This window comes from Pseudomonas sp. Y5-11, assembly GCF_022368695.1.
GTDB lineage: Bacteria > Pseudomonadota > Gammaproteobacteria > Pseudomonadales > Pseudomonadaceae > Aquipseudomonas > Aquipseudomonas parakoreensis.
Map to the genome: position 1 here is coordinate 4,370,934 of NZ_CP058974.1, position 22,176 is coordinate 4,393,109.

Annotated in this window: 20 protein-coding genes; 14 read left to right on the forward strand and 6 right to left on the reverse strand. The window is 61.9% G+C overall.

Annotated elements, in window-relative coordinates; all coding sequences use genetic code 11:
- Positions 1-9: 9 nt before the first annotated feature.
- Positions 10-441 (reverse strand): type II secretion system protein N, encoded by a 432-nt coding sequence (locus HXW87_RS19105; RefSeq protein WP_239777484.1) that lies wholly within the window; start codon positions 439-441, stop codon positions 10-12.
- A 132-nt stretch (positions 442-573) separates the two neighbouring features.
- On the opposite strand from HXW87_RS19105, the gene gspH reads away from it, so the two are divergent.
- Both gspH and HXW87_RS19115 read left to right on the forward strand, forming a co-directional pair.
- Positions 574-1,026 (forward strand): type II secretion system minor pseudopilin GspH, encoded by a 453-nt coding sequence (gene gspH, locus HXW87_RS19110; protein ID WP_239777485.1) that lies wholly within the window; start codon positions 574-576, stop codon positions 1,024-1,026.
- Positions 1,023-1,631, forward strand: a complete 609-nt coding sequence (locus tag HXW87_RS19115) for a prepilin-type N-terminal cleavage/methylation domain-containing protein (protein ID WP_239777486.1) — start codon at positions 1,023-1,025, stop codon at positions 1,629-1,631. The genes gspH and HXW87_RS19115 overlap by 4 nt, the downstream gene beginning before the upstream one ends.
- A 240-nt stretch (positions 1,632-1,871) precedes the next feature.
- Here HXW87_RS19115 and HXW87_RS19120 read toward each other — a convergent pair whose 3' ends face one another.
- From HXW87_RS19120 to HXW87_RS19130, 3 genes are read right to left on the reverse strand one after another with little or no spacing between them, the layout of a single operon-like run.
- Positions 1,872-2,810, reverse strand: a complete 939-nt coding sequence (locus HXW87_RS19120) for a DUF4880 domain-containing protein (protein WP_239777487.1) — start codon at positions 2,808-2,810, stop codon at positions 1,872-1,874.
- A gap of 31 nt (positions 2,811-2,841) precedes the next feature.
- Complete coding sequence (locus HXW87_RS19125; RefSeq protein ID WP_041062424.1) at positions 2,842-3,393, reverse strand: RNA polymerase sigma factor; 552 nt, start codon at positions 3,391-3,393, stop codon at positions 2,842-2,844.
- On the reverse strand, positions 3,390-4,055 hold the full coding sequence (locus HXW87_RS19130; RefSeq protein WP_239777488.1) for a secretin and TonB N-terminal domain-containing protein: 666 nt from the start codon (positions 4,053-4,055) through the stop codon (positions 3,390-3,392). Before HXW87_RS19130 ends, HXW87_RS19125 begins: the two co-directional genes overlap by 4 nt.
- 206 nt (positions 4,056-4,261) lie before the next feature.
- Here HXW87_RS19130 and HXW87_RS19135 point away from each other — a divergent pair, with 206 nt between their 5' ends.
- Entirely contained in the window at positions 4,262-4,606 is a 345-nt protein-coding gene (locus HXW87_RS19135) for a hypothetical protein (protein WP_239777489.1), read from the forward strand.
- Between the two features lie 217 nt (positions 4,607-4,823).
- Here HXW87_RS19135 and HXW87_RS19140 read toward each other — a convergent pair whose 3' ends face one another.
- Positions 4,824-5,264, reverse strand: a complete 441-nt coding sequence (locus tag HXW87_RS19140; protein WP_121185065.1) for a carboxymuconolactone decarboxylase family protein — start codon at positions 5,262-5,264, stop codon at positions 4,824-4,826.
- Positions 5,265-5,573: 309 nt separating this feature from the next.
- On the opposite strand from HXW87_RS19140, the gene HXW87_RS19145 reads away from it, so the two are divergent.
- The 4 genes from HXW87_RS19145 to HXW87_RS19160 all read left to right on the forward strand — a co-directional run bounded on the left by HXW87_RS19145 (position 5,574) and on the right by HXW87_RS19160 (position 8,978).
- Complete coding sequence (locus tag HXW87_RS19145) at positions 5,574-7,007, forward strand: PLP-dependent aminotransferase family protein (RefSeq protein ID WP_239777490.1); 1,434 nt, start codon at positions 5,574-5,576, stop codon at positions 7,005-7,007.
- Positions 7,008-7,130: 123 nt separating this feature from the next.
- Complete coding sequence (locus tag HXW87_RS19150; protein ID WP_047293918.1) at positions 7,131-7,424, forward strand: putative quinol monooxygenase; 294 nt, start codon at positions 7,131-7,133, stop codon at positions 7,422-7,424.
- A gap of 197 nt (positions 7,425-7,621) precedes the next feature.
- On the forward strand, positions 7,622-8,023 hold the full coding sequence (locus HXW87_RS19155) for a cupin domain-containing protein (protein ID WP_239777491.1): 402 nt from the start codon (positions 7,622-7,624) through the stop codon (positions 8,021-8,023).
- Between the two features lie 241 nt (positions 8,024-8,264).
- Complete coding sequence (locus HXW87_RS19160; protein WP_239777492.1) at positions 8,265-8,978, forward strand: ATPase; 714 nt, start codon at positions 8,265-8,267, stop codon at positions 8,976-8,978.
- Between the two features lie 205 nt (positions 8,979-9,183).
- On the opposite strand, the gene HXW87_RS19165 is transcribed toward HXW87_RS19160, so the two are convergent.
- Entirely contained in the window at positions 9,184-14,079 is a 4,896-nt protein-coding gene (locus tag HXW87_RS19165; protein WP_239777493.1) for an NAD-glutamate dehydrogenase, read from the reverse strand.
- Positions 14,080-14,584: 505 nt separating this feature from the next.
- Here HXW87_RS19165 and HXW87_RS19170 point away from each other — a divergent pair.
- From HXW87_RS19170 to HXW87_RS19200, 7 genes are all read left to right on the forward strand, one after another.
- A complete protein-coding gene (locus tag HXW87_RS19170) occupies positions 14,585-14,938 on the forward strand; it encodes a hypothetical protein (RefSeq protein WP_239777494.1) in 354 nt (117 codons plus the stop codon).
- Between the two features lie 290 nt (positions 14,939-15,228).
- On the forward strand, positions 15,229-16,188 hold the full coding sequence (locus HXW87_RS19175; RefSeq protein WP_003218556.1) for a MoxR family ATPase: 960 nt from the start codon (positions 15,229-15,231) through the stop codon (positions 16,186-16,188).
- A 5-nt stretch (positions 16,189-16,193) separates the two neighbouring features.
- On the forward strand, positions 16,194-17,138 hold the full coding sequence (locus HXW87_RS19180; protein ID WP_239777495.1) for a DUF58 domain-containing protein: 945 nt from the start codon (positions 16,194-16,196) through the stop codon (positions 17,136-17,138).
- Positions 17,135-17,632, forward strand: a complete 498-nt coding sequence (locus HXW87_RS19185; RefSeq protein ID WP_047293910.1) for a DUF4381 domain-containing protein — start codon at positions 17,135-17,137, stop codon at positions 17,630-17,632. Before HXW87_RS19180 ends, HXW87_RS19185 begins: the two co-directional genes overlap by 4 nt.
- Positions 17,625-18,704 carry a VWA domain-containing protein gene (locus tag HXW87_RS19190; RefSeq protein WP_095666791.1) on the forward strand — a complete coding sequence of 360 codons (1,080 nt, stop codon included), beginning with the start codon at positions 17,625-17,627 and terminating at the stop codon, positions 18,702-18,704. The genes HXW87_RS19185 and HXW87_RS19190 overlap by 8 nt, the downstream gene beginning before the upstream one ends.
- Complete coding sequence (locus HXW87_RS19195) at positions 18,701-20,434, forward strand: tetratricopeptide repeat protein (RefSeq protein WP_239777496.1); 1,734 nt, start codon at positions 18,701-18,703, stop codon at positions 20,432-20,434. The genes HXW87_RS19190 and HXW87_RS19195 overlap by 4 nt, the downstream gene beginning before the upstream one ends.
- On the forward strand, positions 20,431-22,068 hold the full coding sequence (locus HXW87_RS19200; RefSeq protein WP_239777497.1) for a BatD family protein: 1,638 nt from the start codon (positions 20,431-20,433) through the stop codon (positions 22,066-22,068). Before HXW87_RS19195 ends, HXW87_RS19200 begins: the two co-directional genes overlap by 4 nt.
- The last annotated feature ends 108 nt before the right edge of the window (positions 22,069-22,176 follow it).

A 22,176-nucleotide genomic window follows, 5' to 3' on the forward strand; every position in this document is an offset into this window, starting at 1 on the left:
GATCTGAAATCACGGCCCAACCAACCTAGGCATCTCCACCCCCTCCCCCAACCTCTCCACCCCCAACCGCACCCTGTCCCCCCCTTGCTCAATCACCACCCCATCCCCCTCCACCGTCACCAACTTCACCCCAGGCCCCACCCTCTCCCCCTGCAAAAAACTCCTCGGCGGCCCGTCGTTCAAACTCAAAATCGCCACCGCCCCGCGACTCCCCGCCATCACCCCGCTCACCTTGATATCTACCGGCGCCGTCTGATTAGAAAACCACTGCAACGCCGGGCTGTCACTGCGAGCCGCGAGCATTTGCGGGGGCGCTGGTGGGGTGTGGGATTCGGCGGAGGTCAGGAGCAGCGACGACCAGGTCGCGACGCCGACCAGGGCGGCGAGCAGTGCGAGGGCCTGGACGGTTTGCGGGGGGGATATGCGGGTGGTGAGCATCATGGGCTGAATCTCCTTTTAGTCCCTGCTGACAGGCTACGCGGCAATTCTCACGGTTTTATTTCACACGCCTTACATGTTGGCCGTGCAGGATGTTTTTTTGGACGGGGCTGGACGCAACGGAGTGCGCAACCGATGAAGGTGGGCAAGCAACAGGGCTTTACGCTGATCGAGTTGATGGTGGTGCTGGTGATCATCGGGATTGCCTGTGCGGCGATCAGCCTGAGTATCAAGCCGGATCCGCTGCAGTTGCTGCGCAAGGACGCTGAGCGTGTGGCGCAGTTGCTGCAGGTGGCGCAGGCGGAGGCCCGCGCCGATGGCCGGCCGATTGTGTGGGTGAGTGATGGCAAGGGCTTTCGCTTCAGTCGGCGCAGTGACAGTGGTCGGGGGTTTGAGCATTTCAAGGATGACCCGCAGTTGCGGCCGCGCACTTGGCAGAGTCCGAAGCTGGAGGTGCGGGTGGAGCCGAAGCAGAAGGTGGTGCTTAACGCCGAGTGGATCAATCCGCCGCTGCAATTGACCCTGTCTGATGGGCTCAATCGGCTGAGTGTGCTGCGTGATGCCAGTGGCAGGATCAGTGTGCAATGAATGATCAACGGGGCTTTACCCTGATCGAGGTGATGGTCGCGATTCTGCTGATGGCGGTGGTCAGTTTGATTGCCTGGCGTGGGCTGGACAGTGTGACGCGGGCGGACAGTCATTTGCAGGCGAGCAGTGAGCAGAGCGACCGTTTGTTGCGGGCGTTGAATCAGTTGCAGCGTGATGTGGAGATGCGCGCGGGGATTGAATTGACCGAGCCGAAGAAGGTTGGCGTGGATGATGAGCTGCCGAGTGCGCCGCCTGCGCTGACGGTGCGCAGTAGTGACAGCAAGGGGTTTCGGCTGGACATTATTCGCCGTGCGGCGGATCAGGTTGGGGCTTTGCAGCGGGTGCGTTGGTGGGTCAAGGGGGATACGTTGTATCGGGCGGTGGCTGAAGCGCGCAGTCGCTATCCATTGCCCGCGCCGGGGAATGGAGTGGCGGTGTTGCAAGGCGTGAGTGATGTGCAGGTGCGGGTTTGGGAGGTGGATAAGGGTTGGCGGCAGTTGAGTGGGAATCGACGGGAGGATCCGTTGGGGTTGGAGGTAAGGTTGACGCGGGAGACGGCGCAGGGGGTGGAGCGGTATCGGCAGGTGATGGGGCCGTTGCAGTGATGCATGCGGGTTATGCCGACATCCCTGCATATCGGAGATTTCTGTAGGAGCTGCCGGAGGCTGCGATCTTTTGATCTTCACAATNAGTGATGCATGCGGGTTATGCCGACATCCCTGCATATCGGAGATTTCTGTAGGAGCTGCCGGAGGCTGCGATCTTTTGATCTTCACAATCAAAATCAAAAGATCGCAGCCTTCGGCAGCTCCTACATTGGGATTGGTGGGGTTGGTGGGATTGGGTTAGCTGAGGACGACGACGCCGCCGGGCAGTTCGGTGCATTTGACGCCGTAGGCATCGCGGATCAGCAGGGCGACGCCGGCGAGTTGGTCGAGGCTGAAGCGGGCCTGGACGCGGCGTTGGCCGAGTTCGCGGTTGAGCAACAGCAGCATGCCGGGGCGGTAGCGGTTGATCTCGTCGATCATCTGGCTGAGGGTTGCGCCGTTGAATACCAGCACTTGTTGGCGCCAGTTCATTACTGCGGCTGTGTCGACGCTTTGCACTGCGCCCACTTGCTGCGCGTCGTAGGTCAGTTGTTCACCGGGCTGCAGGCGCAGGCTGTGGCCATCGACATTGACGTCCACCGAACCATCAAGGCACGTCACGCACACGTGCTGATCGGTGTTGCGCAGGTTGAACCGCGCCTGACTGGCGCGCAACCACCCGCCCCCGGCCTGCATCGCCAATGGCAACCGCGCGGTCTGCACTTCAACCTCACCGCTGACCAGCTCAAAACCTTGCACACCATCATCGCCAGAGCGCTGATTGATACGGGTCTGGGTGTTGAGCTCCAGGCTTACGCCATCGGCCGGTTCGAAACGCTTCTGCTGGCCGACTTCGGTAATGTAATCGGCGCCGAGCCCTTCGAAACCACCGGGAATCGTGCCGCGCACCAGCAGGAACGCCGCCGACGCAGCAATGGCGCCACCGAGAAACGCCCGGCGACCAAACCGCCGAGGCGGCTGCAGCCTTTCAGCGGCAGGCTGCAGGTTGTGCCACAACACCTTGGCCTGCTCGAAAGCCTGAGCATGTTCGGCGCTTTGCGCGCACCACTGGCGCAACGCCCGGGCGTCGGCCACGGTGGCGCGGCCCGAGGTCAGCAAGATCAACCAGTCGTAGGCTTCGCTGTGCAGATTGTCGGCCGCCGATGGCTTGGCAGGTGTCAGTCGAAAGATGTTCAAACGCGCAGGTTCTCAACGAAATGATCGGACACTATTCAGAAGACGGTTTTCCGGCCCCGCGACCGAACCGCTGAAACACTTTTCTTTCCAGTTTCGCGGCGCAGAAGCCCAATGCGGCTTTGATTTCCTTCTCGACCATGCGCGTAGAGATGCCAAAGCGCTGGGAGATTTCCAGGTGCGGCGCCTCCTCCAGCCGCGCCGCGATGAAGATTCGGCGACGCCGCGCTGGCAGCTCGTAAAGGGCGCTGAGCAGCGACTGAATTTCCTTTTGCCCACCGACCACCCGCGCCGGGTCCAGCGCCTCGTCGCCGACTTGCAGCAGCTCTTCGACTTCCTCGCCGGTGAGCAGGCGCGCATCGGCCTGACGGCGGTCGGCGGCGATGTTCAGGGCCATGCGATAGAGGTAGGCGTTGGGCCGCAGCAGGTTCGGCGGCGTCTCCATGCGGTCGACCCGCAGGTAGGTTTCGTGCAGCACGTCGTTGGCCAGGTCTTCCGAGCCGAGACGGCGTCGCAAGCGCACCCGAAAGTCCTCATAGGACGTCAGGAACAGCTGGACCATCGAACCTTGTCCGGTGTCTTTCATCCCCCGGAAACTCCTTCCCATTTGGTGCATTCCATGCGTTTCCCTGACGACTCCGGTAACAACAGCAACGTGACCGGCTGACGCAACGCGCTGGGCGTCGGCCGGTCGATCCTCAGATTGCGAAAGCTCTCCACCAGCGCGGTATCGCGCCGTACATCACCGGTGGTGGTGACCAACCGGTTGTGCTGCACCACGCCGTCGCGCCCGACCCAGACCTGCAACACCGCGCGATAACTGCCCGGACGGGTCAGCGGCGAACGGCACAGGTTGCGCTCGATCGCCGCTTGCACGGCGGTGGCGTAGCTGCGACTGACAGCGGCACTGGCCGGGGTGGTTTTGTCCAGGGCCGACGGCACGTCTTCGACCTGCGCCACCTGCAAGGTGAACGCGTCGTCGCGGGCATAACGCGCCATCAGGCCGCTGCCGCCGAGCAAACGACGCAACGCATCGGCAGCGGTGTATTCGCCATCGACCGCCAATGAGCGCCGGCCACGACTCAACTGACTGTCGACCAGTACCGCAACACCCGTAGCGTGGCTGTACTGATCCAACGCCCGAGCCAGGTCCTGCGCCGGAATGTGCAGGGTCATGCGCAGGTCGGCCGGCACCGGTCCGGCTGTCGCCCCGCCGCTGAACCAGCCAAGCAGCAGCCCCAGACTCACCCGGCGCACGAGAGTCGCTGAACGCTGAAGACCGTCCCTGGAACTACCTCGCTGCACGGCTGACGTACCCCTGAAAACCGTCATCCTGATGGCTGTTTATGAATCTGGTGTGACGGGCGGTGCAAAAAAACCATCACGGGATTCGCGCAAGGCTTGCACTAGACTGCAATCAGAGAACGGCCGCTTCGGCCGGCCAGGAGGCTTGCATGAAATCACTGTGGAAAATCGCCCTCGGCGGGCTGCTGCTGAACGTCTTCGCCAGCGCCCACGCCGAACAGCCGCTGGGCTGTGTGGAGGTAACGGTGGGCGGCTACAAGGCGCCGAATTACGATTGTCTGAGCCAGCAGATGGGCAACAATCCCGAGGGTGCTGCCGCCGCGCAGAAGAATCAGGAGGCAATGAACGTTCCCGTGAACAAACGGCCGCCAAATCAGGTTGGCCTCGCGACGCCGGCCGCAACAGGCACACGCATGGGCAACACCTTCGGCACCTCAGTCAAACCACAACGCCCAGCCGCGAATAACGGAACCTCCCCATTAACCAATAAATGAGTCAAACACCTGAGGCTAAGAAACTCACACACCTACAGGAAGGGGAAACACACCTGTGGCGAGGGGATTTATCCCCGATCGGCTGCGCAGCAGTCGTCAATCCCGCTGACTCGGTTTATCTGACGGACCCGCGTCGGATAGTGTTGGGCCTGCTACGCAGGCCATCGGGGATGAATCCCCTCACCACAAGGAACACCTCAATCACAGGGTGTGTACGTCAGTCGCTTGGGATTTGGCGGAAGCTTACGGCCAGGCGATTCCAGCTGTTGATGGTGGTGACGGCCATGGTCAGATCCACCAGTTCAGCTTCACTGAATTGCGCTTTGGCCACCTGGTAAACATCATCCGGCACATGACTTTCAGCCAACAACGTCACCGCCTCGGCCCAAGCCAACGCGGCGCGCTCGCGGGGATTGAAAAAGCCGCTGTCGCGCCACACCGCGATCGCATACAAGCGCCGCTCGCTCTCCCCGGCGCGGCGCGCATCCACTGAATGCATGTCGGTGCAAAATGCGCAGCCATTGAGCTGCGAGGCGCGGATCCGGATCAGTTGCAACAGCGGCGCCTCGATGCTCAGGTCGCGGGTCAGCGCTTCCATGGCGAGCATGGCTTTCATCGCCTTGGGTGAGGCGTTGTAGTAGTCCAGACGCGGGGACATGGGCAGGTCTCGGAATGCGGGATAGTGGATTTACGGTAAGCGCAAAGCGGTCGGCGTTACAGCCCCAATTCCACGGAATATCGCTACACCACTGCCCAACAGATACACATAGAACCTGTGGGAGCGAGCTTGCTCGCGAAGGCGTCGTGTCAGCTACTAAAGTGTTGACTCACCCACCGCATTCGCGAGCAAGCTCGCTCCCACAGGGGGTCTAGGCCAATTTCGGGTTTTTGTGTTGCGCAACTACTGCCCATCACGCAACAGCGGTAATCTGGCCGACACCCCAATCGCCCCCGGAGCCGCGTCGGTATGGAACTTCACGTCGTGATCAATGGCCGCAAGGACCTGGCCGGCCAGTTGTACAACCAGCTGCGCGGCGCCATCGAATCCGGGCGTCTGGCCGCCGGCACACAGTTACCGCCGAGTCGCTTGCTGGCCGAGCAACTGGGGATCTCGCGCAAGACCATTTCCGACACCTACGCGCAGCTGACTTACGAAAACTTCCTCACCGGGGTCATCGGCAAAGGCACTTACGTCAACGCCCGTCCGGCGCAGATTCAGCGCAAGCAAAGCCACACCGAACTGGCCAGCGCCGAACAGATCGAGCGCTGGCGCAACCTGCCGATGTTCCTGCAGCACCCGACGCTGGAAGGTTCGCTGCGTTACGATTTTATCGGCGGCGCCACCAGCAAGGGCCAGTTCCCGCATGACGACTGGCGCCGTTGCGTATCGCATGCGATGCGCCAGATGGCCGGCTCAAAAGGTTTCTACAGCGTCCCCGAAGGCTTGCCGGCACTGCGCAATGCGATTGCCCGGCACATCGCGTTTTCGCGCGGGATCAACGGTCGGGACGAGGACATCGTGGTGTGCAACGGCGCGCAACAGGCGCTGGACCTGATCACCCGCGTGCTGATCAGCCCCGGCAGCCGAGTGGCGATGGAAGACCCGGGTTATCCGCCGGCCCGCCTGCTGTTCGGTAGCCACGGCGCCGCAGTCAGCGGAGTTCCGGTGGATGCCGAAGGCATTGTGGTCGAACAGATTCCCGAGGGTACGCGGCTGATTTACGTCACCCCGTCGCACCAGTTTCCGCTGGGCATGCCAATGAGCCAGGCGCGCCGCGAGGCGTTACTCGCCCGGGCGCATGAACTGGGCGCGATCATCATCGAGGACGACTATGACAGCGAATTCCGCTACGAAGGCCGGCCTACGGACTCCCTGTTCAGCCTCGACCAGCGCGGGATCGTTGCCTACGTCGGCACCTTCTCCAAGACCCTGCTGCCGGAGCTGCGCCTGGGTTATGCGATTCTGCCGCCGGCGATCCTCGAAGCGGTGATCCGCGCGAAAAAGCTCACGGACCAGCACGCTTCGACCTTGCCGCAATGGGCGCTGGCCAAGTTCATTGCCGAAGGTTGCCTGCTCAAGCACATTCGCCGCTGCCACGCGATTTACGCCCAGCGCCGCGAGCGGATTCTGGCGCGCATGGCCACGGATCTGTCGCCGTGGCTGGAGGCGATACCGCCCAGTGCCGGGTTCCACATGGCGGTGCTGTGCAAGGTGCCTGTCGATCTGGCGCTGGTGATCGAGCTGGCGAGAAAGGTCGAGGTCGGGTTGTATCCCATCGACATTTTCTATTATCAACAGCCGATGAGGAGCGGCCTGTATTTCGGCTTCGGCGCCATCGAAACCCTCGACATCGACACCGCTCTGGATCGCCTGCGCGACATTCTGCAACAAGTGGCGTGAATGATTGGTCTGCGCGATTAACCGCCGATTGGTTATTGGTGATCAACCGGTGCGGGCCTATTCTGCATGGGCGTTATCCCTCAATGAGCAGGATTCGTCCGGCCTGATTCAGGAGAGTGAGCAATGTCCAACGAAGTGATCAACACCGTCCAGGTGCGTGCTGCCGCCGGCCGTTCGGAAGAGCTCGGCCGGCAGTTGCAGAAGATCGTCGACACCCTGCGCCAGACTCCGGGCTGCGACGCCTATATGGTCGACCGCTGCCCCGAGGACAACCAACGCTGGATGGTGAGCGCACGCTGGCAGTCGGAAGCGGCGATGCAGGCGCACTTCAACCGGCCCGAGGCGCAGGGGTTTATTGACCTGATCGATAGCCGTCTGGCCAATAGTGTGGATTTCAATAGTTTCCCCATCGTCTGACCGGACGCCTTCGCGAGCAAGCTCGCTCCCACATTTGGAATGCGTTCAACTGTGGGAGCGAGCTTGCTCGCGAAGGCGTATTCAGCCGCACTGCCGAACGATCGATTGGTCACCCGATCTTCCCGAATATTGGCCGTTTGAATACCCCACCCCGCAGACTACTGTGATCACCACCCCTCCCCAACTGGTGATCCGCCATGAAAGCCCTGCACCTCTTCACCGCCGCTCTTGCCCTGTCCCTGTCCGCCGCAGCATTGGCCCATGACCCGTCGGAAAAAGTCACCGTCCTGCAAGACCAGATGCTGAAAAACGCCCCCGGCAAGAAAGCCATGATGATTGAAGTCGACTACAAACCCGGCCAGTCCTCGATCGCCCACAAGCACGACGGTACCGCCATGGCCTATGTGCTCGAAGGCGAAGTGATTTCCCAGGTCAAGGGCGAACAGCCGATCACCTATAAGAAAGGCCAGTTCTGGTACGAACCGGCCGGCTCCGAACATCTGGTGTCGAAAAACGCCAGCAAAAGCAAACCGGCGAAGTTGCTGGTGTTCATGGTATTGGCGCCGGACGAACAAGTGCTGATCCCTTTGAAAAACTGATGGTTGTTGGCACAGCCATAAATAAAAAGGCGCAAAACCCTGTTTTGCGCCTTTTTATGTCCGGACGAAATTAACCGTTTTGCCTTAAAGCCAATAAAACTAATACATCGCCACAACACGGAAAATTGTCAGCTTATTTACAGGTTGGCGGGTTTAGTCTGAATCAACTGTCGTGCGCCCGTCACAAACAGCCGCGACAACTCTGACGTTCCGACTGAAGTTGCTTCACGGGAGACTCACCATGAAACTTGCCTTTGCCAGTACCCTGGCGATATCCGTTTTAGCCTTGTCCGCCTGTTCCGTACCCACCGCGCCGAAAGCGGTTTCGTCCCTCGACACGCTGTTTACCCAACCGGTCGGCCGCAGCAGCGCCGCCCAAGTGCAAAGCGGTCCCGACGTGTCACTGGGCGTGGTCTACAGCCCGAGCACCCAGACCAACCGCGAATACCTGCGTGACTATCAGGCCAACGCCGGCACCGGTTTCGGCCAGAGCCTGCTGGTGCAGCCGATCCACGACGCCTACGTCAACACCTCGAAACCGGACATGGCCGTGGACTGGGTCAAGGCTTCGCTGCAACGCCAGTTCGGCTCCGTCACGGTGTACCCGGACATGCAGAGTTTGCGTGCAGCGCATCCCGACGTGGTGGCGATCATCGACACCCACAGCCAGTTGATCACCTCGCGCAGTTCCGACATCAAGGCTGATGTGAGTGCAGATTTTTATGATGCGAAGTTGAACTACATCGGTACAGCAAAAGGTTCTGAAGCGAAAGAACTGACGCCAGTGTGGGCCGACTTCAAAGGCTCGGAAGAAATCGTCGCGGATATTAATCAGCAGCAGGATGTGCAAGTTCGGGCGTTGCAGAAGTTTGATCAGTCGCTGAGTAATCTGTTGACCAAGCCGACAGATAAAGTGTCGATGCTTGATAACAAACAAACACCTGACTTGTATTGAAAGTAAGGCCCTCATCGCTGGCAAGCCAGCTCCCACAGGATTTGTGGTGACACTCAAACCCTGTAGGAGCTGCCGAAGGCTGCGATCTTTTGACTTTTAAAATCAAAAGATCGCAGCCTTCGGCAGCTCCTACAGGGAGCGGATCAACGAGCATAAAAAAGCCCCGGCATCTCACGACACCGGGGCTTTTTCATTCAACCACTACTCAGGCCGGTTCAAACTCGGCATTCGCAGCAGCCGCAGGCACCACCGCCTGCCCGCTCAACGCGAGGTCCAGCAGCTCACGGTTGGCAACGGCGTACATGGCGTAGTCCGTGCCGCTCGCAGCACGGATTTCCACCAGCATGGCGCGCCAGCGTTCGATCATGCCTTCGTGTTGTGCCATCCACAGCGCCAGACGTGCTTCCACGTCCTGGGTGCCGTCGCCCTGTTGCAGGACGGAGATGGTGATCGCACGTTGCTGCCAGTCCACATCATCACGGAACGCTTCACGGGCCAGAGCCTGCCAGTTGTTTTCAACCGGCAGCGCGCTGATCTGTTGCAGGTACCAGGTGATGTCCAGCGCACTGCCCACGGCGAAGTAGGCCTTGGCCACTTCGGCCGGATCCTGGCCAGTGACGTCGGACGCTTCGATGATCGGCAGCAGCGTGTACAGGTGCGAGGTACCCGCCACCATACGCGCCAGCAACTCCGGCACACCGGCTGCGACGTAAGCCTGATAACGCGCCTGCCAGTTTTCACGGATTTCGCCGCTCAGCAGTTCGTCGAGCTTCAGACCCAGCTCCTTGAGGTGCGGACCGAAGTGCGCGACGTCACGGGCAGCGTTCTGCTCGTTGCGACGGGCACGCAGGAACCAGCGGGTAGCGCGACGGCCCAGACGCATCAGCTCGTCCATCAGCTCCAGTTGCACGTCAGCGGAGACCTGATAGTCCAGTGCTTCGATCTGACGGAACCAGTGCGGGAGGTGGAAGATGTCACGCACGATCACGTAGGCGCCGGCCACGTTCGCCGGGCTCATGCCGGTCGACTCTTTGAGTCGCTGAACGAAGGTGATGCCCATGTGGTTGACCAGATCGTTGGCGATCTGGGTGCTGACGATCTCACGCTTCAGACGGTGACGACGCATGGCTTCGGAGAACTTGCTGACCAGGGTCGGCGGGAACGCCGTTTCCATGTCGCGGGTCAGGTAGTCGTCGTCCGGCACCAGCGAGTTCAGCAGCTGTTCCTTGAGGTCGATCTTGCTGTACGAGATCAGCACCGACAGCTCGGGACGGGTCAGACCATGGCCTGCCGCAACGCGCTCGTTGATCTGCTCCTCGGTCGGCAGGAACTCGATGGCACGGTCCAGCTTGCCACGGCCTTCCAGATCGCTCATCAGACGCTTGTACTCGGCAATGCGCTCGTAGGCACGACGCGCCGCCAGGGACAGGGCCTGGGTCTGCTTGTAGTTGTTGCCCAGCACCAGACCACCGACTTCGTCGGTCATGCTCGCCAGCAACTGGTTGCGTTGCTTGTCGGTCATGTCGCCGGCCTGAACCACTTCGTTCAGCAGGATCTTGATGTTCACTTCGTGGTCGGAGCAGTCCACGCCACCGGCGTTGTCGATGAAGTCGGTGTTGGAACCGCCGCCATTGAGACCGAATTCCACACGACCCAGCTGGGTCATGCCGAGGTTACCGCCCTCGCCCACGACTTTGCAGCGCAGCTCGTTGCCGTTGACGCGCAGTGCATCGTTGGCCTTGTCGCCGACGTCAGCATGGCTTTCGCTGCTGGCTTTCACGTAAGTACCGATACCGCCGTTCCACAGCAGATCCACCGGCGCCTTGAGCAAGGCGTTCAGCAGCTCGGTCGGGGTCAGCTTGTCGGCCTTGATGTCGAAGCGTTCTTTCATCTGCGGCGAGATGGCGATGCTCTTCGCGCTGCGCGAGAAGATGCCGCCGCCTTCGGACATGATGCTGGTGTCGTAGTCGGTCCAGGCCGAACGCGGCAGATCGAACATGCGCTGACGCTCGACGAAGCTGGTGGCCGGGTTCGGGTTCGGATCGATGAAGATGTGCATGTGGTTGAACGCGGCAACCAGTTGCAGCTTGTCGGACATCAACAGGCCGTTACCGAATACGTCACCGGCCATGTCACCGACGCCGACCACCGTGATGCTGTCTTCCTGGACATTGATGCCACGCTCGCGGAAGTGGCGCTGTACGCCGACCCACGCGCCCTTGGCGGTGATGCCCATTTTCTTGTGGTCGTAACCGGCGGAACCACCGGAGGCGAACGCGTCACCCAGCCAGAAGCCGTAGTCGATGGCGATGCCGTTGGCGATGTCGGAGAAGGTCGCAGTGCCCTTGTCCGCGGCCACCACCAGGTACGGGTCATCGTCGTCATGCCGCACGACGTTGGCCGGCGGTACCAGCGCGCCGTCTTTCAGGTTGTCGGTGATGTCCAGCAGACCGGAGATGAAGATGCGGTAGCAGGCGATGCCCTCGGCCGCGATCTCGTCACGGCTGCCGCCCAGTGGCAGGCGACGCGGCAGGAAGCCGCCCTTCGCCCCCACCGGCACAATGACCGAGTTCTTCACTTGCTGGGCTTTTACCAGGCCGAGGACTTCGGTACGGAAGTCTTCTTCACGGTCGGACCAGCGCAGGCCACCACGCGCCACGTTGCCGAAGCGCAGGTGCACGCCTTCGACGCGTGGCGAGTACACGAAGATTTCGAACTTCGGTACTGGCTTCGGCAGCTCAGGGATTGCGTGCGGGTTGAACTTGAAGCTGAAGTACGACTTGTTCTGGCCGTTGGCGTCAGTCTGATAGAAGTTGGTGCGCAGGGTGGCTTTGATCAGGTCCAGGTAACGACGCAGGATGCGGTCTTCGTTGAGCACCTGAACATCGTCCAGTGCGGTCAGAATCGCCTGTTCCAGACGCTGTTGCTTGTCTTCCAGATCATCGCTGCCCAGCTTGCGCGCCAGGTAGAAACGGGTCTTGAACAACCGGGTCAGCTCGCGAGCGATGTCGGTGTGGTTGTTCAGGGTGCTGGCGATGTAACCCAGGTCGAAGCCCAGACGAATCTGCTTCAGGTAACGGGCGTAGGCGCGCAGCAGCGCCACGTCGCGCCACGGCAGACCGGCGGTCAGCACCAGACGGTTGAACGCATCGTTCTCGGCATCGCCACGCACGATGTGGACGAACGCGTCCTGCAGGGTGTCGTTGAGTTGCTGGATGTCGAGGTCCAGACCTTCGGCTGCGGTGAACGCGAAGTCGTGAATCCAGAACTCGCGGCCATTGGTGTGACGCAGACGGTACGGGAACTCACCCAGCACGCGCAGGCCGAGGTTTTCCAGAATCGGCAACACGTCGGACAGTGCCAGCGGGGTGTCGGCGTGGTACAGCTTGCAATGCAGCTCGCGCTGACCAGACACCTGACCCAGCGGCTGATAGAAGCTCATCACCAGCGGATTTTTTTCGTTCAGGCTCAGCAGGTGCTGCATGTCGACCACGGCCGAATGCGCCGCGAAACGCTCGCGGTAGCCGGCCGGGAAGCCTTTCGGGAAGTCCGCCAGCACGTTGGTGCCGTGGGCTTCGCCGAAGCTTTCGACGGTCAGGGCAGCGTAGTCGTCCTGCCAGCTGCGGCAGGCCTGTACCACTTCTTTTTCCAGCAGCAGCGGATCGATGTCGATGCGGTTCTTCGGATCAACACGCAGGATCAACTGCACGCGAGCCAGCACGGACTCGGAGAAGAAGGTCCAGAACTCGCAGTCGGTGGCCTTCAGGCGCTCCATCAGCACCTGCTGGATCTTCTGGCGCACTTCGGTGGAATAGATGTCGCGCGGCACGTAGGCCAGGCAGTAGCAGAAGCGACCGTACGGGTCTTTGCGCAGGAACACGCGGATCTTGTTGCGTTCCTGGATCTGCACGATCGACATCACGGTGCTGAACAGTTCGTCGACCGGGGTCTGGAACAGGTCATCACGCGGCAGCACTTCGAGCACCTGTGCCAGTTCCTTGCCCAGGTGAGCCTTGGACTGGAAGCCGGAGCGGCGTTCGATTTCTTCGACCTTGCGGCGGATGAACGGGATGACCCGCACGCTCTCGCCATACACCGAGGAGGTGTACAGGCCCATGAAGCGGTGTTCCTTGATGACTTTACCGTCGGCGTCGATTTCACGGATCGACACGTAGTCCGGGTAGGCCGGACGGTGTACACGGCTCGGGTGCGCAGCCTTGGCGAACGACAGCAGGGTCGGTTCGCGCAGGTAGTTCACCGCGTAGTCTTCGATGTGACGGTCTTCGTTGGTCAGGCCGGTGCGCAGCAGCTTGGTCAGGCCGAGGAAGGAATTCTGGTCGTATTCGATATGGCCGCCATCGGCCTGATCGACAACGGTGAACTCTTCGTAGCCGAGGAAGGTGAAGTGGTTGCCCACCAGCCATTCCAGGAAGCTCTTGATTTCGCTCTTTTCGTCGGCGTCGACGGCGAATGCGCTGTGATCGAGCTTGGTGAGGATCTCCTGCACCTTGGCCTTCATCGGCTCGAAATCAGCGACCGCGACGCGCACTTCACCGAGCACCTGCTCCAGCTCTTTGCTCAGCACATTCAGTTCGGCCGCGTTGGCGCAGCGGTCGATTTCCAGGTACATCAGCGACTCGTGCAGCACGCCTTCGCCGGTACTGCCTTTTGGCAGGATTTCCAGCAGCTCGCCCTTGCTGCCACGACGCACGCTGAGCACGGTGGTCTGCAGGGTGTGGATGCTGTAGCCGCGACGGTTCAGCTCGGTGCGGACCGAGTCGACCAGGAACGGCAGGTCGTGGTGCAGCACTTCGACCGCGGTGTGGGTCGACTGCCAGCCATGACGCTCGTAATCAGGGTTGTAGACGCGCACTTGCGGTTGCGCGTGATCGAAGCGCTCAAGCAGGCGCCACGCGGAAAGAGTACAGCCAGCGAGGTCGGAGAGGCGACGTTGAGTCAGCTCGTCCAGGGAAATGATGCCGAAGAATTGTTCAGCGAACAGCGCCACTTGTGGCAGTGCCTGTTCACTGATGTGCTGCGCCAGTGCCGCTTGCAGTTGGTGCTGGAAGTCGGCTTTGCTGGCTGCGGTGAAGAACGCCATCTGTGGTACTCCGCTTAAGCTTGTTATTGATGGAAAGCGTCGCGTGCAACACCCCTTGCGGGGCTTGTGTCGCCCTGTTCCTGAATCTCGGGCAGAGGAAACAGGGGGACAGGTGGGTGAAGCTGGACGAGACACTCAGGTCACATTCACCTTCCATTGAATGGGCATCTGCAAAAACGACTGTCGAGGCCGCCGACAATGTCTTTACGGGTGCTCATCCGTTGCGCAGCTTAATGGGTGCGACAATGTGTCTGCTTGCGGTGCTGCGACATATTCGGTCATTGGCACGTAAACCAAGGCTTTGGCAACGGTAAACACTAGCAGTCATGGCGCAAAACGGCGGCTTGAATGCCCGTATTTACGGTACATCTGTGCCAGAAGTGACCATTGACCTGTGTCGCGTTCGCGACACATCCTCTGACACTCTCACATGCAGAAATTCCCGAGGGCTGGCAGAATCGCGCCCAATTGCGACCAACACGCCCGCCGAGGCAGGAATTCCCCCATGCAAATGAACACCGCCCTACTGATCGTCAACCCATGCGACGACGAAGAAGACAACATGGCCATGCTCTGCTGCCATAGCGACAAGGGCGAGATGTTTCTGATGAGCCGTTATCCGGACGAGGACGAGCTGGAGATCACCCTGGATGGCGAGCCTTCGACCCTCGACGGGGTGAAAGTCACCCTGGGCAAGACGCTGCTGAAGATCGAGATCGCGGCGGCGGATGCCGATGCGCTGAATGGCGATGATGTGCTGGAGATCACTTTCAATCCGGCCATGGTGGATCTGGATGAGGTTGAGGAAACCCTGAAGAACATTCTGGATGGCACCGGGACCTATATCAGCCAGATTTAAGGGTGACTGAGCCGGCCTCTTCGCTGGCAAGCCAGCTCCCACAGAGAGCGATGTGTTGCATAAATCGCATTCGCACCGCTGATACCTGTGGGAGCTGGCTTGCCAGCGATGGGGCCAGAACTGCCACCTCACCACTCCCCTGCTACAAAATTCCAACAAATCCCCCGGTCATTTCCCGCACTTTGCGCAAAATGCCGTTAGTCGCCACCCCCCTCGATGGATTAAAGTAACGCCCCCAGCCCCGGCGTTATCCGAACGCCTGCGGCCACCCTTTCCAGGAACAGTCACCGATGGAACATCGTGAAGCGCTGCTGGCGCTGCGAACCTTTCTTTCAACGCAGATTCTCGGCCAGGAAAAACTCATCGAGCGTTTGCTCATTGCCCTGCTCGCCGACGGCCACATGCTGGTCGAAGGCGCTCCGGGTCTGGCCAAGACCAAAGCGATCAAAGAACTCGCCGAGGGCATCGAAGCCCAGTTCCATCGCATCCAGTTCACTCCCGATCTGCTGCCGGCCGACATCACCGGCACCGAGATCTATCGCCCGGAAACCGGCAGTTTCGTGTTCCAGCAAGGGCCGATCTTCCACAACCTGGTATTGGCGGACGAAATCAACCGGGCCCCGGCCAAGGTGCAATCGGCGCTGCTCGAAGCCATGGCCGAGCGTCAGGTCAGCGTCGGGCGCAGCACTTACGAGCTGTCGCCGCTGTTTCTGGTGATGGCCACGCAGAACCCGATCGAGCAAGAAGGCACCTATCCGCTGCCGGAGGCTCAGCTCGACCGCTTCCTGATGCACGTCAAGATCGGTTTCCCGGACGCCGCCGTCGAACGCCGGATCCTGCAGCAGGCCCGTGGTGAAGCGCTCAACGGCGAAACCAAGCCTGAACGCCGGGTCAGCCAACAAGCGATCTTCGCCGCGCGCAAGGAAATCCTCGGTCTGTACATGGCCGACGCCGTGGAGGAATACCTGGTGCAACTGGTCATGGCCACGCGCACCCCGGCCAAGTTCGACCCGGAAATGGCCGAGTGGATCGCCTACGGCGCCAGTCCACGCGGCTCTATTGCCCTCGACCGTTGCGCCCGGGCTCACGCCTGGCTGGCGGGTCGCGACTTCGTCAGCCCGGAAGACATTCAGGCGGTGCTGTTCGACGTGTTGCGTCACCGCATCATTCTGTCGTTTGAAGCCGAAGCCGCCGGCATCGACCAGGATCGGGTGGTGCAGCGGATTCTCGACGTCGTAGCCGTCGCTTGACCCCCATGAACGCCCCCCTGCCGTCCGAACCGGGCATCCGCATCAGCCTCACTGACCTGATCGAGATGCGTCACCGCGTGCGCGAAGTGCAGTTGTTTTCCACGCCAAGTCAGCGCAGCCCGCTGATCGGCCTGCATCACTCGAAATTCCGCGGACGCGGGGTCGACTTCGATCAGGTGCGGGTGTATCAGGCCGGCGACGACGTGCGCACCATCGACTGGCGCGTGACCGCGCGCACCCAGGAGCCGCACACCAAGCTGTTCCACGAGGAGCGCGAACGACCGATTTTCATCATGGTCGAGCAAAGCACGCGGCTGTTTTTCGGCTCCGGGCTGATGTTCAAGTCAGTGCTGGCGGCGCAAGCGGCGGCGCTGATCGGCTGGGCCGCGCTGGGGCACAATGATCGGGTTGGCGGGCTGGTGTTCGGCGACAACGAGCATTACGAAATCAAACCGCGCCGCAGCAAGCAGAGCCTGCTGCAACTGCTCAATCGCCTGGTCAAGGTCAATCAGTCGCTGCACAGCGAACGCGAGCCGGACCGCGACGCCCTCGGCGTGGCGCTGCGCCGGGCGCGCGAAGTGTTGCGCCCGGGCAGTCTGGTGATCGTCATCTGTGACGAGCGCGCGCTGACCGACAGCGCCGAGCAGCAACTGAGCCTGCTGGCGCGCCATTGCGACCTGCTGATGCTGCCGCTGTCCGATCCACTGGACCACGCCCTGCCCGCCGCCGGGCTGCTCAGATTCGCGGAAAGGGGCGCACAACTGGAGCTCGACACGCTGACTTTCGAGCTGCGCCAGACCTATCGCGCTCAGGCCGAAGCCCGTATCGCCCGCTGGGAATTGCTCGCGCAAAAACTGCGGGTGCTGCTGATGCCATTGAGCACGCAAAGCGAAATGGTCGAGCAGATGCGCGAGTTCCTCAATCCGCAGCGCCCGGGGAGCAGTCGATGAACGGCCTCGAGCAACTGCAACCGCTGATTTCGCCACCGCCGATCGACTTTTGGCCGCCAGCGCCGGGCTGGTGGCTGCTGCTGTTATTGCTGCCGCTGCTCGGGTTCGCGGCGTGGCGTTTGCGCCGGTTCATTCCGGTCAAGAAACGCCCGATCGTACGCGCCGAACAGCCGCTCGATCCGGTGCGCATCGCCGCGCTGGCCGAACTGGCACAAATGCCCAAACCCTACGACGGCGCACCGGCCGGGGCCTGGCTGCAGCAGCTCAACGGACTGCTCAAACGCCTGTGCCGCAACCACTACCCCTACAGCCAGAGCCACACCCTCAATGGCCGCAAATGGCTGGCGTTCCTCGACAACCGCTGCCCGGCGGCCGGTCTGACGCGCTGGATGGTGCTGGTCGAAGGCGCCTACAAACCGGAATGCAAACTCGACGACAAAGCCATCGCCGGCCTGACCCAAGCCGTCGACACCTGGATTCGCAAGCATGTTTGAGTTCGCCTGGCCGTGGATCTTCGTGCTGCTGCCGCTGCCGTGGCTGATGCGTCTGGTGTTGCCGGTGGCCGACAGCGGCGAGCCGGCCTTGCGCGTCAGTTTTCTCTCGGACCTCGAAGGCCTCGCCCGTCGCCGGGCCCGCGCCAACCTGCCGGCGTGGCGCCAGCAGGCGCCGTTTCTGTTGCTGTGGCTATTATTGCTGAGCGCCGCCGCCCGCCCGCAATGGCTCGGCGAACCATTGCCGATTGCCGCCAGCGGCCGTGATCTGCTGGTGGCGGTGGACGTGTCCGGTTCGATGGATTTTCCCGACATGCAGTGGCAGGACGAAGACGTCAGTCGCTTGTCGCTGGTTCAGCATCTGCTCGGGGATTTCCTCGAAAGCCGCGATGGCGACCGCGTCGGTCTGATCCTGTTCGGCAGTCAGGCGTACCTGCAGGCACCGCTGACGTTTGACCGCCACACCGTGCGCGTCTGGCTTGATGAAGCGCGCATCGGCATTGCCGGCAAGAACACCGCCATCGGCGACGCGATCGGTCTGGCGCTCAAGCGTCTGCGCCTGCGTCCGGCGCAAAGCCGGGTGTTGATTCTGGTCACCGACGGTGCCAACAACGGTGGCGAAATCGATCCGTTGACCGCAGCAAAACTGGCCGCCAGCGAAGGGGTGAAAATCTACCCGATCGGCATTGGTGCGGACCCGGAAGACAGTGGCAGCACCGGGCTGCTTGGGGTCAATCCGAGCCTGGACCTCGACGAGCCGGCGCTCAAGGCGATTGCCGCAGCCACCGGCGGCCAATACTTCCGCGCCCGCGACGGCAAAGAGCTGCAAGCGATCCGGGACACCCTCGATCAACTTGAACCGGTGACCCAGCAACCGACCCAGGCGCGCCCGGCGCAAGCCTTGTATCAGTGGCCGCTGGCGTTGGCCCTGCTGCTGAGCCTGTTGCTGGTCGCCCGCGAATTGTGGCCGGATAACCCGCTGCAACGCCTGTTTACCAAGGAGCTGTATCTGCAAAGTCCGTTGCCTGACTGGCGTGAGCGTCTCAAGCGCCTGCGTTTGCGGAGGCGTCGATGATCGTGCTCTGGCCGCACTGGTTCCGCCCCTGGTGGCTGCTGCTCCTGCCGCTGCTCGGCTGGCTGATCTGGCAACTCTGGCACCGGCAGAAACGCGCCGGACGCTGGCAGATGATTCTGCCGCCGGCGTTCCACTCGACGCTGCTCAGCGGCGGCAATGGCCGCGCCAGCAAGCTGCCGTGGGTCGCCCTCGGCGTGGCGTGGCTGCTGACCCTCATCGCCCTGCTCGGCCCCAGTTGGGAACGTGTCGAACAGACCAGCCAGAAACCCGCCGACCCGCTGGTCGTCGTTCTGGAACTGACCCCGGAAATGCTCGCCACCGACTCACCGCCAACGCGACTGGAACAGGCCCGGCGCAAGCTGTTTGACCTGTTGCAGGCGCGCAGCGATGCGCAGACCGCGATCGTCGTCTACGCTGGCAGCGCGCACACGCTGGTACCGCTGTCGGATGACCTGGCGACCAGTCGCAATCTGCTCGACGCGCTCAAACCGTCGCTGATGCCGGAAAGCGGCCATCGCGCTGATCTCGGCATAAGCAAGGCACTGGCCTTGCTCAAGCAAGGCGCACTCGGTCAGGGGCGAATTCTGCTGATCGGCTCCTCGCTGACCGAGGAAGAACGCCAAGGTATTCGTCGAGCCCTCGGCGAGCAGTCAGCACAACTATTGATGCTCGGCATCGGCACCGCTGAAGGCGCGCCCATCGCTCAGGAGGACGGCAGTTTCCTCAAGGATGAACAAGGCGCGATTCGCGTGCCGCAGCTCGACAGCCCGGGCCTCGGCGCGTTCCTCGCCAGCGTCGGCGGTGAATACCACAGCGCGCGTCTGGACGAATCCGACTTGCGCGCCCTCGGCCTGCTCGATGGCCCGCGCAGCCTGCGCAACGATGGTCAGACTGTGCGTCTGGACACCTGGGCCGATCAGGGTTACTGGCTGTTGTTGCCGCTGTTGCTGCTCGCCGCGTGTGCTGGACGGCGTGGCTGGTTATTCTGCCTGCCGCTGCTGCTGTGCTTGCCGCAGCCGAGCTACGCTTTCGACTTCGAAGACCTGTGGCTGCGTCCTGACCAACAGGGTTTGCACTTGCTCAAGCAGAAGCGCCCGGCCGAGGCCGCCGAACACTTTGAAGATCACCAGTGGCAAGGGCTGGCGTTGTATGAGGCCGGCGATTACAGTGGCGCCGCTCAGCGTTTCGCCGAAGGCAGCGACGCCCGCGCCCACTACAATCGCGGTAATGCGCTGGCGAAAAGTGGCGAGCTGGAAGCGGCGATTGATGCCTACGAGCAAGCGCTGGAACTGCAACCGGATTTGCGCCCGGCGCTGATTAACAAGGCCCTGGTGGAAAACCTGCTCAAGCAGAAGAACACCCCGCCACCGGCCGAACCACAACCGCAAACGGCCCAGCCGAACGTGCCCGGCGATGAACCACCGCCAGCGACCGCGCCGCCACCGACGGTCAAAAACGAGACCCCGAGCGAGGCTCAGCCCGGCGAGTCGGCCACCGAGCCGCCGACCACGCCCCCGCAGCCGGGCCCTGACGAAGTGCCGGGCAATCCGCCGGAAGAAGCACCGAATACGGCACCGACGCTGCAACCGGCCGAGGACAACCTCGAAGGCGAACAGCGTCAGGCACTGGAACAATGGCTGGGCAAAATTCCGGACAACCCGGGCGAATTGCTGCGACGCAAATTCTGGTACGAACAGCAACAACATCAGGATCAGGAAAAAACTCGATGACCCGCTTCAGCGCCCTCTTGCTACCCCTGCTGCTCTGCACGGCCACCGCCCAGGCGGCCGAGCTGACGGCCAGCGTGGATCGCAGTCGCCTGAACTCCGGCGAGACGGTCGAACTCACCCTCGAAACCAGCGACGTCACCCAGTTCGGCAAGCCCGACCTGACCCCGCTGGAACCGTTGTTCGAGGTGCGCGGCACGCGCCAGGTCAACCAGTTGAACACGCTTAATGGCGACAACCGCGCCACCACGCGCTGGATCATCACCCTGCTGCCGAAAGAGAATGGCAGCGTGGTCATTCCACCGCTGCAACTGGGTGACGTGCAGAGCCAGCCGATCACCGTGCAAGTGGTCGAGAGCGACACTCGCGAAGAAAAAAGCAACCCGAACCCGGTGTTCATCGAGGTCAGCCTCGATCAGTCCAGCGTTTACGTGCAAGCCCAGGCGATCCTGACCCTGCGCATCTACCATTCAGTGTCGCTGTACGACGACAGCAGCCTGACCCCGCTGCAAATCGCCGATGCGCGGATCGAACAGCTGGGCGACATGCGTACCTATGAGAAAGACATCAAAGGCGTGCGCCATGGCGTGATCGAGATGCGCTATGCGATCTACCCGCAGCACAGCGGCTTGCTGCTCATCGCCCCGCAGACGTTCAGCGCCACGCTGGTCGACACCCAGCCCAGCCAGGACGCCACCGCGCAAGGCCCGAAACCGGGCAAATTGCTGCGGGTCAATTCCGCCGAGATCGCCCTGACGGTCAAACCGAAACCGCTGACCTATCCGGCCGATGCGCCGTGGCTGCCCGCTCGCAGCCTGAGCCTGAGCGAAAGCTGGAACCCGGAGCCGGAGCACATTCAGGTCGGTGACTCGCTGACCCGCAGCCTGACCCTGAAAGTCGAAGGCCTGGCCAGCTCGCAGCTGCCGGCCCTGCCCGGCACCGAAGCCAACGGCCTGCGCCGTTACCCGGATCAACCGGTGCTGAGCAACCAGAGCGGCGAGCGCGGCCTGATCGGCAGCCGTGAAGAACGCGAAGCGCTGGTACCCAGCCGCAGCGGCAGCATCGAGCTGCCCACCGTCGATGTGGTCTGGTGGAACACCTTCGAAGATCATCTGGAACACACCAGCCTGCCCGCGCGCACCCTGCAGGTGGCGAACAACCCGAGCCTGCAAGTCGACACCCCGGCCGGCACCCTGCAAGCCAACGCCGTCGACAACGACGTGTTGTGGTGGTGGAAGCTCAGCACGCTGATCCTCGCCTGTACCACCCTGCTCGGCTTCGGCCTGTGGTGGCGTGCGCGCTGGCAACCGGCGGTGCATCGCGCCGCCCAGACCGGCCCAAGCCCGCGTACGTTGCTGGATGACATCAAACGGGCGTGCCAGGCGAATGATCCGCAAGCGACGCGGCAGGCACTCGATGCCTGGGCGCGGCAGCAGCCGGAGACACTGGCGGATATGGCGGCGCGGTTTGTGCCGTTGTCCGACGCGCTGGACGGGCTCAATGGCGCGCTGTACAGCGAGACCGGGCAGCATTGGCAAGGCGAAGATCTGTGGCGGGCAATCCGCACGATTCCGGCGGCGGAGCGGGTGCAGGATCCGGTGGGTGACAGTGGGTTGCCGCCGCTTTATCCGAAGTAAAAAGCAAAAGATCGCAGCCTGCGGCAGCTCCTACACATATCTCTGTAGGAGCTGCCGCAGGCTGCGATCTCTTGATTTTGCTTTAGGTAAAAAATGCTGAGGACATTC